General features: G+C 68.3%; 11 protein-coding genes. 2 read left to right on the forward strand and 9 right to left on the reverse strand.

Going from position 1 to position 12334, the window contains the following annotated elements; genetic code table 11:
• Nucleotides 1-9: 9 nt before the first annotated feature.
• Both DFLDMN_RS27840 and DFLDMN_RS27845 read right to left on the reverse strand, forming a co-directional pair.
• Complete coding sequence (locus DFLDMN_RS27840) at nt 10-1086, reverse strand: Bug family tripartite tricarboxylate transporter substrate binding protein (RefSeq protein WP_423198971.1); 1077 nt, start codon at nt 1084-1086, stop codon at nt 10-12.
• Nucleotides 1087-1223: 137 nt separating this feature from the next.
• Nucleotides 1224-2393 (reverse strand): hypothetical protein, encoded by a 1170-nt coding sequence (locus tag DFLDMN_RS27845; protein ID WP_423198972.1) that lies wholly within the window; start codon nt 2391-2393, stop codon nt 1224-1226.
• A gap of 120 nt (nt 2394-2513) precedes the next feature.
• Here DFLDMN_RS27845 and DFLDMN_RS27850 point away from each other — a divergent pair, with 120 nt between their 5' ends.
• Entirely contained in the window at nt 2514-3461 is a 948-nt protein-coding gene (locus DFLDMN_RS27850) for a LysR family transcriptional regulator (RefSeq protein WP_423198973.1), read from the forward strand.
• Between the two features lie 207 nt (nt 3462-3668).
• Nucleotides 3669-5018 (forward strand): erythromycin esterase family protein, encoded by a 1350-nt coding sequence (locus DFLDMN_RS27855; RefSeq protein ID WP_423198974.1) that lies wholly within the window; start codon nt 3669-3671, stop codon nt 5016-5018.
• A 76-nt stretch (nt 5019-5094) separates the two neighbouring features.
• On the opposite strand, the gene DFLDMN_RS27860 is transcribed toward DFLDMN_RS27855, so the two are convergent.
• The 7 genes from DFLDMN_RS27860 to DFLDMN_RS27890 all read right to left on the reverse strand — a co-directional run bounded on the left by DFLDMN_RS27860 (nt 5095) and on the right by DFLDMN_RS27890 (nt 12329).
• A complete protein-coding gene (locus DFLDMN_RS27860) occupies nt 5095-6357 on the reverse strand; it encodes a DUF1116 domain-containing protein (RefSeq protein WP_423198975.1) in 1263 nt (420 codons plus the stop codon).
• A 13-nt stretch (nt 6358-6370) separates the two neighbouring features.
• Complete coding sequence (locus DFLDMN_RS27865; RefSeq protein ID WP_423198976.1) at nt 6371-7636, reverse strand: amidohydrolase/deacetylase family metallohydrolase; 1266 nt, start codon at nt 7634-7636, stop codon at nt 6371-6373.
• Nucleotides 7637-7745: 109 nt separating this feature from the next.
• Nucleotides 7746-8450, reverse strand: coding sequence for an ABC transporter ATP-binding protein (locus tag DFLDMN_RS27870; protein ID WP_423198977.1), 705 nt, complete (start codon nt 8448-8450; stop codon nt 7746-7748).
• Nucleotides 8437-9219 (reverse strand): ABC transporter ATP-binding protein, encoded by a 783-nt coding sequence (locus DFLDMN_RS27875; RefSeq protein WP_423198978.1) that lies wholly within the window; start codon nt 9217-9219, stop codon nt 8437-8439. The genes DFLDMN_RS27870 and DFLDMN_RS27875 overlap by 14 nt, the downstream gene beginning before the upstream one ends.
• On the reverse strand, nt 9216-10265 hold the full coding sequence (locus DFLDMN_RS27880; protein ID WP_423198979.1) for a branched-chain amino acid ABC transporter permease: 1050 nt from the start codon (nt 10263-10265) through the stop codon (nt 9216-9218). Before DFLDMN_RS27880 ends, DFLDMN_RS27875 begins: the two co-directional genes overlap by 4 nt.
• Nucleotides 10262-11134, reverse strand: a complete 873-nt coding sequence (locus DFLDMN_RS27885) for a branched-chain amino acid ABC transporter permease (RefSeq protein ID WP_423198980.1) — start codon at nt 11132-11134, stop codon at nt 10262-10264. Before DFLDMN_RS27885 ends, DFLDMN_RS27880 begins: the two co-directional genes overlap by 4 nt.
• Nucleotides 11135-11159: 25 nt before the next feature.
• Nucleotides 11160-12329: an ABC transporter substrate-binding protein gene (locus DFLDMN_RS27890; protein WP_423198981.1), complete on the reverse strand. Its 1170-nt coding sequence runs from the start codon at nt 12327-12329 to the stop codon at nt 11160-11162.
• Nucleotides 12330-12334: the final 5 nt, after the last annotated feature.

A 12334-nucleotide genomic window follows, 5' to 3' on the forward strand; every position in this document is an offset into this window, starting at 1 on the left:
GCGCGGCTTTCAGGCCAGCCGGCCCGACACGCGCTGCACCGCCTGACGCCAGACTTCGCGCTGGGCGGCCAGATAATCGACCGCCTGAGCACCGGTCAAGCCAAGCGGTTCGGCACCGTCCTGGCCGAGCCGCCGCCGCAGCGAGGCGTCGCGCAACAGCCGCTGCAGCCGGTGCGACAGTTGCGTGCACTGGGTAGCGGGCACGCTCGGCGCGGCCAGCACGCCATACCAGGCCTCCTGCCACATGCCGTCGATGCCGGCCTCCGCAAAGGTGGGCGTGGCGGGCGCGAGCGGGCTGCGCGCATGGCCGGTCACGGCCAGCGCGCGTACCTTGCCCTGGCGCATCAATGGCAGCGAGGCCTGCAGGGTACTGACGAGCAGCGCGACATGACCGCCTTGCAGGTCGATCAGCGCACGTGCGCTGCCAGGATAGGGAACGTGCGTCATCGATACACCTGCCTGGTGGCACATGAGCTCGCCCACCAGGTGCGCGCTCGAATGCACGCCGAGCGAGGCGTAGGCCAGCTCGCCCGGCCGCTGGCGGGCCCGTGCGAGGCAGGCCAGCAATTGGGTGCGGGCATCGCCGTGTGCGCCGTCGCCCGCCATCAGCAGCACATGAGGCGTGCTGGCGACCACCGCGATCGGCCGCAACGTGGCCGGGGCGGCCTCCTGCGCGGCCGGCGTCAGCAACGGCCCGATGCTCACCGAGCCGACCGTCCCCAGCAGCAACGTCTGGCGCTGGTTGCCGGCGCGCGCCACCTCGTGCATGGCCACCTGTCCAGCCGCGCCGGGGCGGTTCTCGACGATCGTGAGCGCACCGTCCGCGGTCATGCAGTCCGCCACCAGACGCGCGACATGGTCGGCGCCGCCGCCGGCGCCGTAACCGACCAGAAGGTGAAATACCGGCTGCGCGGCGTAAGCACGCGCCCAGCCACCTGAGAGCGGCAGAAGCGGCAACAGCGGCAGCGCTGGCGTCAGGCCAAGCGCGGCCAGCAGCCGGCGACGGACGGCGGAAGTCGGGGCATGGGCGGTGAGGCGAAGCTGCGGGCCGCGGCCGGCAAGGCGCGGCCCCGCGGTGACAGGCATGCTGCGGAACCGGGGCGACGGATGGGGGGAAAGGGATCGGCGCATGGTAGCACCGGCACCTTACCCCCGCCTTCCGGGCAAACCCGGTTGGCCAGCCTCGGCTTGTCAGGCCCCTACGGACCGCCCGCGCGGCGCGCTCAGAGCTGAGGCGCGCGGCAGGAGGCGCCTGTCTTGTTGCTGGCCGGGTCCATGCCGAACACCGCTTGCGCACCGCACTGCGAGCCGAACATGCGGGCCTGGTCATGGCCGACCCCCACCACCTCGAATGCGCGGTGGTCGATGGTCTGCCCCGGCTTGGCCAGGAAGCGTTCATAGCGCAGGTAGCCGCGCGCGCGCTGCAGGCGGGTGGGCCCTTCGGCCTCGGCACCGCACGCCTTGTCGAGCACGCGGTGGTTCGGGTCATTGTCCTCGGAGCCGGCCAGGTAGGTCACCTGACGCCGGATATAGCGCTCGTAGAGCGCCATGCCATCCGCGCCGCGCGCGTACGGCACCATGTCCCGCATGCCGTAGCGGTACTTGTCGTAGTCGGCGCAGACCTTGGTGTCATACGGCGCAAACCGCTTCAGATCGGGCGCCACCGGACGCACCGGGGTGAAATACAGGTACGAGGACGGATTGGCCACGACATAACGCAGGTCCACGCCCGCACCACGAATCCGCTCGTCCACGTTGTTGAGCACCGCGTAGCGATGCACGATCTGCGCCCCGCCCGAATGGCCCGCCACCACGACTTTCTTCACCGCCGGCAGGCGCGCGCGGTTGGTCACGAACGCGAGCAGGTCGTCCAGCACCTGCAGCGAGCTCAACGCGCCGCTGGCGCCGGACACGGCGTCTTCGCCGCCGATCCAGCCCTGCACGGTCCAGTGCGGCATGCCGGTGAAGCCCTTGGCGGCATCGGGTGTGCCCGGGAAGTTGGGCGCAATCAGCAGCACTTCGTCGGGGTTACGGCCGCTCGCCTTGAGCAAGGTCGCGCCGGCCGCGTAATAGTCGTCGCCATTGCGCTGCAGGCCATGCTGCACGAACACGACTTCGCGAATGCGGCTGAGATCGCCGTCGAGGCGGTGATTGGCGTAGACCGGGAAGTCGTAGCCGGCGCCCTGGCCAAGGTGCACGCGCTGCCACTGCGGCCTGGCGGCGTCGGCCGTGGGGGCCGAGGCCGACGCTGCGGCCGGCGGCGCAGACGAAGCTGGCGAGGAGGTGGTGGAAGAGGAGGAGGCACATCCGCCCAGCATGGACAGCGCCAGCAGCGCGGGTACCAGCGTGGGCACAAATACGGACAGTCGTGGGCGCGAGGCGGCACGGCGCATGGGTAGTCTCCTGGTTCTTATCAAGCCACGGGTGGCAAAACGCTGATACTAGGCTTGGCGATGACGCAAGTAAAATATATGCTTTCATCGTTCTCCATACACCAATCATATATCTGCCCGATGGAACTAAGACACCTGCGTTATTTCCTGGCCGTGGCGGAGTCCGGCTCCGTCACCCGCGCCGCGGAACATCTGGGCATTCAGCAACCGCCGCTCTCCCAGCAGTTGAAGGCCCTCGAGACCGAGCTCGGGGTCACCCTGTTCGAGCGCCAGCCGCGCGGCGTGGCCCTCACCCAGGCGGGCATGGCGCTGCACGCCGATGCGCAGGACGTGTTTGCGCGCATCGAACGGATCCGGGCCCGCATGCAAAGCATGGCGCGCGGCGACGAAGGTGCGCTGGCGATCGGCTTCACCAGTTCGGCCGCCGCGCACAAGCTCACACCGGAGGTGTTGCGGGCCTGCCGGCGCCAGTTTCCGCGTGTCACCCTGTCGCTGAGCGAACAGAACGCGGCGGAAGCGATCGAGCAGCTTGCCGAGGGCAAGCTCAGTGCGGCGCTGCTGCGCGCGCCGGTGCAGTATCCCGACGGCGTGCAGTTCGACCTGTTGCTGGAGGAAGAGCTCGTGATCGCCCTTCCGCTCGATCACCGGCTGCTGCGCCGGCGCGCCACCGCCGGCACGCCGGCCAATGCACCGGTTTCCCTGCGCGAACTGGCCGACGACGACTTTATCCTGGTACGCCGCCCGGGCGCGCCCGGCATGTATGGCGACCTGCTGCGCGAGTGCGAGACGCTCGGCTTCACGCCACGGATCGGCGCGGAAGTCGAGCGCATGCTGACCAACCTGAACCTCGTGGCGGCGGGTGCCGGCGTCAGCGTGGTGCCCGCCTCGATGGCCGGACTCAACCGGCACGGCGTGTCGTACTGCCGCATGGTCGAGGCCGACCGCCTGCGCGCACCGCTCACGCTGGCCTATCGCAGCACCAACCAGGACCCGGCCCTCGCCGGGCTGGTCGCGCTGACGCATCGCATTGCAGCCAGGCATCGCAAGCGCGGCAGCGAGGAAGCGTAGGCATTCGTCCGCCTCCTTTGGCGCGGTGCGGGTGCGCCACGAGGTGCGCCACGAGGTGCGTCACAAGATGCGCCACAAGCTGCGCCAGGCCGTGCGCCACTGCCGCGACCGCCAGCGGTCCTCGCCATCGCCGGCCATGGCTGGCACAATGGCCCGCAGCGGTGCCGCGGGGATGCCGCCCGGCGCCATTGGCAAGGAGGGTTGAGCATGACCGCCACCGATACCACGGTCCGCGACGCCGCGCACAGAATGGCCCGCGCCGCGCTGCCCTTGCCCGGCATCGACGACCCGGGATTCGCCAGCTGGATCGACCGCTTTGCCGATCGCCGCGTGGTCCTGCTGGGCGAAAGCACGCACGGCACCGCGGAGTTCTATCGCGCCCGCGCGCGCCTGACCGAACGCCTCGTCACGGCGCACGGCTTCAAGTTCGTCGCCGTGGAGGCCGACTGGCCCGACGCGGCCTCCATCGACTGCCATATCCGCGCGCGCCGCGCGCTCGCCCCCGCCGATGCGCCGCCGTTCAGCCGCTTCCCCACCTGGATGTGGCGCAATTCGGAGATCGTCGCGCTGGTGGAGTCGCTGCGTGCCATCAATGCAGAACGCCAGCCGCCGCAAAAAGTGGCGTTCTACGGCCTGGATATCTACAGCATGCGGACCTCGATGGCGGCGGTGCTGGCCTATCTCGACCGCGTCGATCCCGCTGCCGCCACGCAGGCACGTCAGCGTTATGCCTGCCTCGACCCATGGCGCCAGGCACCTTCCGCCTATGGGCGCGCCGTCATCTCCGGCACTCAGGATGCCTGCGAGCGTGGGGTCATCGCGCAACTGAAAGACCTGCTCGACAAGCGGCTCGCGTATGTCACCGCGGGGGAAGACCACGAAGCCTTCTTCGACGCCGCGCAAAACGCCCGCCTGGTAGCTTCGGCGGAACGCTATTACCGCATCATGTATCACGGCTCGGCGGCCAGCTGGAACCTGCGCGATACGCATATGTTCGAGACCCTGATGCAGCTGCTGGCGCGACATGGGCCCGATTCCAAAGCGGTGGTGTGGGCCCACAACTCCCATATCGGCGATGCCTCCGCCACCGCCATGGGCGCCGAACGAGGCGAAACCAATATCGGCCAGTTATGCCGCGACGCGCTCGGCGAGCAGGTTGCGCTGGTTGGCCTGGATACCTATTCCGGTACCGTCGCCGCCGCCTCGGACTGGGATTCGCCGATGCAGGTCAAGCAGGTGCGGCCCGCGCATCCGCACAGCTATGCGCATATCGCGCATGAGTCGGGACTGCCGCGCGCACTGCTCGACCTGCGTGAAGACGCCGAGGACAGCGGCGCCGCCGGTCGGGCGCTGCGCGACCTCCTGCTGACGCCCCGGCAGGAGCGCTTTATCGGCGTGGTCTACCGGCCGGACTCCGAGCTGCTCAGCCATTACATGCAGGCAATCCTGCCGCGCCAGTTCGACGCATGGCTATGGTTCGACCATACCCACGCGCTGCATGCCCTGCCCACCACGCCGCGCGAGGGTGTGCCGGACACGTGGCCGTTCGGCTTGTGAGCGGCGCGCCGGCGGCGCGCTTGCCCCGCCTGCCGACGGCCCTGCGCGTCCGCGTGGCAGGCTCGCGGGAAGCGCGTCAGGCCGCACCCGCCAGCGCCAGCGACGGCATATAGCTGCCGCGTCCGATCAGCCCTGCCTCGCCGTCGCGATCGAGAATGGCGAGATTGACGATCGGCGCCAACCCCGCCGCCCGCATCCGTGTCAGCGATACGATGCCGGTCGCGTCGTCCACCAGCTGCGCGCGGCGGTGCATCGCGTCCGCGGGTAACCACGCACGCCATTCCTCCAGCAGTTGCGGCGCATACGCCAGCGCCTGGCCGCCCAACCCGCAGAAATCGATCACGGCACTGTCGCCGATGGCGCCGAGCGGGTCCGCCGCCTCGCGCCCCGGCAGTCGTGTGCCAAGCGGCGGGGTGGCGGCCACGGCGTGCCACGCCTGCGCCCCGTGCAGGCGGACGCCGAACGATGCGCCATTGCCGCCGACCGCCGCGATGCCGTCTGCCTGTCGACGGAGATGCCAGCACGCCGTTGCCATCAGGATCGGCAGCACGAAGCCGGGGTTGCCCGCGACGTAACCAATGACGTCACCGTCGAGCGTCGCAGTACCTGCCGCACCCGCCGCGTCCGTGGCGCCAGCCGTGTTGGCGTTCGTTGCAACCGCCGCGCCGCCGCCCAGGCCGGCGGCAGCTGTGCCGTGGGGTGACGCCCCCAGCGCCGACACCAGCGCCGCGTTGGCGGCCCCGGTGCGGGCGTGGCACTCGTCGCCGCCACGCAATGCAGCCGCAATGACGGTGGCCATGTTCACCGGCCACGCGCGCAGATGGGCGTCGAGCTGCTCGAGCCCGAGCGCGCTGACCGTTGCCAGCCGGTCGCGGGCGTCCGGCGCCAAGGTGCCGAAACGCAGCGCGGGGGGCGGCCCTTCGATCAGCGGCGCGAACGCTACGCGATGCGCATCGCCGACCACGGCCAGCGGCATCGATGCCGACACCACCTGTGCCAGCGGCGTGGCCACGCCATGATCCTGCGCGGGCTCCAGCCGTACTGCGCCGGTGTCGAGCAAGGCCGCTGCGGCATCGAGCGTGTCGGCCATGCCTTCGAACAGAATCGCCTGCAGCGCGGCCCGGCGGATCGGCGCGGGGATAGGCGCGGGGATAGGCGCGGGGACCGTCGTGGCGGCGGCGCCGCTCTCGCCGCCAAGCGGCGGGCCCGCATGCAGCAGGATCTCGCGCGGCAGCAATGGCAGCGCATCCTGCCGCCGCATGACGCCGCGCCACGCCGCATCCGCGAACGGACTGGCCAGCACATCCGGAGACACGGTACCGCCGATGACATCGCTCATGTCGGGTCTCCGCCTAGGCCGCCTGCGCCACCGGCAGCAGCGGCGATTGCGCGTCGAAGCGGACGCCTGCGCGCAGGCAGAAGCGCGGCGCCAGCCAGCGGTCCGTCACCAGCTCCGTGCCCTCGTTGTCGCGCAACACCCAGCGGCCGCGCTCGTCGTCCAGCACGCTGATATCCGCCACGCCACCGACCTGCAGCGTGCCCAGTTCACCTTCCATGCCGATCATGCGCGCCGCATTGCGCGTCACCATCGCCACCACATGGTCGAACGGCAAGCCCAGCGCCAGCATGCTGGTCATGGCAGAGACCAGCCCGAAACGCGATTTGCCCTTGAACAGGTGATCCTCCTCGTCCGGATGCGAGTCCGGCGTGCCCGGCGGCGGCGGCACCGAGGTGTTGTAGCCATGCATGTCCGCCCCCAGCGTATCGGGAATGACGCCCGCGTCGAGCACGATGCGCGCCGTCTTGAAACTGAAGTGCGAGCCATGTCCCACATCGATCTTGAGCCCGCGTGCGATCGCCTCCGGTACCAGCGGATGAAGCTTGCCGTCGAGTTCGACAAAACCACCGGGGTGGCGGCTGAACGGATGTGCCAGGATGTCGCCCGGCTTCAGCATCTCCACCACCTGGTTGAAAATCGAGTCCGGATTCACGGCGAGGCCACCGCTGTCCGGCTTGGGCCAAAGCTGCCCGAAATGGATATACACCGGCAACTCGGCCTCGCGTCCGATACGCGTCGCCAGGCGCATGACATCGACACCCCAGCGTGCAAAGCCGCCAATTTCCGCATGCGCCTTGAGGCCGCGGACCAGATCGCGATGGCTGCGCGCGGATTTGACCGTGGCGTCCACGTCGAGGCACTCGGGCCGATACAGCTCGGGATAGTAGTGCCCCTCAAGGCCGCCGACCAGATACGCCGACAGGTAGGCCAGTACCCGCGTGCGCGAGGCCTCGGCCACATAGCGGCGGAAACCTGGCACAGTGATCGCGCTCGGCCCGCCCTGGTCCACCAGCGTGGTCACGCCGGAATACACGCCGCACATATCCGCGTTCAGGCCAAAGCGCCCGGTCACGCCCTCATAGACATGCGCGTGCGTGTCGATCAGGCCGGGCAGGACAAGCTTGCCGCGACAGTCGATCACCTCCGCCTGCGGCGCGCTGGCGGCGAGGTCGGTACCGATGGCCGCGATGCGATCATCCTGCACCAGCACATCGAAGATGCCGTCGCGTTGCGTGGTGGGGTCGACAACCCTGCCACCCTGGAGAAGTTGCTGTTTCATGGGGTTCCGGAGTCTGGGTGAGATACGGTTCATCAATACTTGGCATACCTTGATACGTGGCATACCTCGTTTTTAGCCCAAGGGGCACGGGCGATACGCCAGTCACGCGCTAGCCGCCCAGGTAGGCGCGGCGGATATTGGGGTCCGCCAGCATCTGCGCGGCGGTGCCCTGGTTGACGATGCGGCCGTTCTCCAGCAGATACGCGCGGTCGCACATTTCCAGCGCGGCATAGGCGTTCTGCTCGACCATCAGCACGGTGGTGCCTTCGCGCCTCACTTCCAGGATCAGCTCGAAGATCATCTCGACAAAGTTGGGCGCCAGGCCCAGCGAGGGCTCGTCGAACATCACCAGCCGCGGCCGCGCCATCAGTGCGCGCGCGATCGCCAGCATCTGCTGTTCGCCGCCCGACAACGTGCCGGCCGCCTGGCGCAGCCGCTCGCGCAGGCGCGGAAAGCGGTCGAGCATGCGTTCACGATCCTGCCGCACGCGATTGCGGTCGAGGCGGCGATACGCGCCCATCTCCAGGTTCTCCGCCACTGTCAGTTGCGGAAACACGCGGCGGCCTTCGGGGCAATGCGCCACGCCACGTTCGATCACGGCCGCGGCCGAGGTGCCGGAGATCGGATGGCCATCGAACGTGATGCTGCCGTTGACCAGCGGCTCGAGCCCGCTGATGGCACGCAGCGTGGTGGACTTGCCGGCGCCGTTGGCGCCGATCAGCGTTACCAGCTCGCCCTCGCGCACCTCGATCGAGACACGTTCCACGCCGACCGCGCTGCCATAGCGCACGGAAATCTGATCAACCTTGAGCACGTTTGAGCCCCGATCCGAGATAGGCCCGGATGACTTCCGGGTCCTGCTGAATGTCCTGCGGCGCGCCCGTGGCAATGCGGCGCCCGTGGTTGAGCACGACGATATGGTCGGAGATCGACATCACCATATGCATGTCGTGCTCCACCAGCAAGATCGTCACGCCGCTGTCGCGAATGCGCCGCACCATCGCCTTGAACGCATCGGTTTCTGACGGATTCAGCCCCGCCGCCGGCTCGTCCAGCAACAGCACGCGCGGTTGCGCCGCCAGCGCGATGGCCACGCCGAGCAACCGTTGCTCGCCATACGCGAGGCTCGATGCCAGTTCCTCGGCCCGCTGCTCCAGTCCGACAAACGCCAGCAATTCCGCTGCGTGGCCGCGCAGCGCCTGCTCCTCGCGCCGCATGCGCGCGCCGCGCACCAGCGCCTGCCACAACCCCGCGCTGCCTTGCAGGTGCAGCGCGGTCAGCACGTTGTCGAACACCGTGCAGCCCGGAAACACGTTGGTACGCTGGAAACTACGCACCAGTCCAAGCTGTGCGATCTGTTCCGGCGCCATGCCCACCACGTTGCGGCCAAATACACGGATCTCGCCCGCGGTGGGCCGCATATAACCCGAAATGGCATTGAACGTGGTGGTCTTGCCCGCGCCATTGGGGCCGATCAGGCTGACGATCTGCCCCGGCAATACCGAGAACGTGACCTGGTCCATCGCCTTGAGCCCGGCGATGTCCATGGTCACCCCGCCCAGTTCCAGCACCGCTTCGCTCATGCCTGGTCTCCGTTGGCCGGCACCGCCACCGGCAGCGTCGCGGGTGCGGCGCGGCGGCCGCGCCGCCGCCAGGCCTGCAATGCCGGCACGATGCCGCGCGGCAGCAGCACGAGAATCACGATCATGAGCGCGCCATAGAGCATCCATTGCAGCTCCGGCGCCAGCACGCCGCGCAACAGTTCGGGCAGCAGGCCAAAGATCAGGCCGCCCACCACGGGACCCGCGAGCGTGCCCTTGCCGCCCGCGATCACCATGATGACCATGGTGATGGTGAACATGAACATGAACACGTCCGGGTCGATGATCTGCACGGTATGCGCATACAAACCGCCAGCCGCGCCCGCGATACCAGCCGACACCAGCGTGGCGATACGCAGATAGCGCGTCACCGCGATGCCGATCGAACGCGCCAGCGTCTCGTTCTCGCGCAGCGCGATCATCGCGCGCCCCACCCGGCTGCGCACGATGGCCGCGACGATGCACCAGGCCACCACGGCGGCCGCCAGCACCAGCCAGTAGCGCGCGGCCTTGGATGCGATCTCCACCACGCCGGCATGCGGCAACCACATCGTCAGCGACGGAATATTGTTCAGCGCCATCGGGCCTTCGGTCAGGTCGACCCAGTTCAGCGCGACCATGCGCATGACCTGCGCAAAGCTGATGGTGACGATCACGAAATACGCGCCCCGCACACGGAACGCCAACTTGCCCACCAGCCACCCCGCCACGCTCGCCATGGCAATGCCCGCACAAAAGGCTACCCACACCGGCTTGGGCGCCACCACCAGCGGCTGGTCCATGCCGAACAGCGTGACGTCGAAGCCGAGCGACAGCAGCGCGGTGGTATAGGCACCGATACCGAAGAATGCCGCATGGCCCAGGCTCAGTTGTCCCGTATAGCCGAGCAGCAGGTTGAGGCTGATGGCCGCGACGATAAAGATGCCGCACGACGTCAGTACCGACAGTACATAAGGATCGGGCCAGCACAGCGGCAGCACGGCAAGTGCCAGCACGCAGCCGACCGGCGTCAGTCTGGACAGGTTCATCCCACGCGCTCCTTGGTCGAGAAGAGGCCCTGCGGCCGGACGATCATCACGATCAGGATGACCAGGAAGCCGATCGCATCGCGGTAGGCGGTGGAAACGTAGCCCGCGCCGAACTCCTCGACGAGGCCCAGCGTAAAGCCGCCGAGCGCCGCGCCGGGCAGGTTGCCCAGGCCGCCGAGGATGACGATGGCAAACGCCTTGAGACTGGCCAGGTCGCCCATGGTCGGCGTCACCACGAACACTGGCGCCAGCAACGCACCGGCCACGGCCGCCAGCGACGAGCCGAGCGCGAACGTCAGCGTGTACATGTAGGGCACTTTCACGCCCACGATCTCCGCCGCATCGCGATCCTGGAACGTGGCGCGCATCGCCAGCCCCAGCCGTGTGCGCTCGATCAGCAGATAGAACAGACCCAGCAGCGCGAGCGCCGTGCAGAGCACGAACAGCCGGATCGGCGAGACCGATACCAGGCCGAACACGAGCGGCTCCTGCGCAAACGGCGACGGCACCGCCTTGGCCACCCCGCCCCATAACAGCAGCTCGCCGTTCTGCAGGATGATCATCACCCCGATCATGATCAGCATGACCTCGTCGATAGCGCCTAGGTTGCGCCGCCGCAGCAGCACGTACTCGATCAGCGCGCCGGCCAGGAAGCCGCCCACCGCCGCCAGCACCAGCGAGCCGAAGAAGTTGAGACCCAGCACCGATACCACCGCATAGGCGATATAGGCGCCGAGCGCATAAAGCTCGCCGTGCGCGAAGTTGACCACCCGCATGATGCCGAAGATCAGCGTCAGGCCGATCCCCAGCAGCGCATAGGTCGCCCCCAGTACCAGCCCGTTGAGCGCGTGCTGCAGGAACGATTCCACGTAAATTCCCCCTGGCCGATGCGGCTTACTTGACCGCGACCGCGCCGTCCTTGAGTTCCACGACGTAGATGTTCGGCTCGGCCTGGCCGCTTTCCTTGCCGGCGGGGCCTTCCTTGATAAACGCGATATCGCCGTTCACGCCCTTGAGCCTGACCTTCCACAGCGCGTCGCGGATCGCCGCGGGCTCGGCCTTGCCAGCCAGGCGGATCGCCTCGGCAATGGTCAGGATGGCGTCATAGCCGCGAAAGCCTTCGGTCTGGCCGGCGAAGTCCAGCTTGCGCGCGTTCCAGCCATCGACGAACTCCCTGGCCACGTCCGGATACTTGGCGCGCTCCACCGACCACGGCGCAAAGAACAGCAGATGCTGGCTGGTGTAGCCTTTCGGCCCCGGCGTCTTCAGCAAGGGCTCGGGGAACGACCCGCCGGTGGTGATCACGCGTTGCGGCAGGCGCTGCTCGGCAGCCTGGCGGATGGCGAGCGTCAGCTGCTCGATGCCCGAGGTGACGATCAGCGTGTCGGCGCCAGTGCCCTTTAGCGCGGCGAGCTGCGCCGACAGGTCGGTGGCATCGGGCGCCATGGTCTCGGTACGGCCTACCGCGATGCCCTTGGCTTCGAGCGCCTTGCGGAACTCGGCGGCGGCACCCAGGCCCCAGTCGTTGTTGACCGAGAGGAAGTCGACCTTCCTGATGGCCGGCGAGAACGATGCGAGGTGCTTGCTGAATGCCGCGGCTTCCATCGCCGAGGTCGGGCTGGTGCGGAATACCCACGGATTGCCGGCCGTGGTGATCTTGGTGGAGGACGCGGTTTCCACCACCATCGGCACGCCGTACTCGACGAGCTTGGGCATGACCGCGAGCGTGAAGGTGGAACTCCACGCGCCCATCAGCACCGGCACCTTGTCCTTGAGGATGAGCTTCTCGGCCGAGTTCACCGCCTCACGCGGGTTGGACTTGTTGTCCTCGATCACGAGCTCGAGCTTCTTGCCCAGCACCCCACCCTTGCGATTGATCACGTCGGCCGCGATGCGGGCCCCGTTGGTGACATAGGTGCCCGACGCGGCGACGGCGCCGGTGAGCGGCTCGGACACGCCGATCTTGATGGTCTCCTGTGCCTGTGCACCGGCACTCGCGAGCGCGAGCAGGGCGGCAACCACGGACAGGCCGTTAGCGGGGCGAGACTTGCAGCGGATCCACATGACGG

This window comes from Cupriavidus sp. H19C3 (assembly GCF_049393815.1).
Classification (GTDB): domain Bacteria; phylum Pseudomonadota; class Gammaproteobacteria; order Burkholderiales; family Burkholderiaceae; genus Cupriavidus.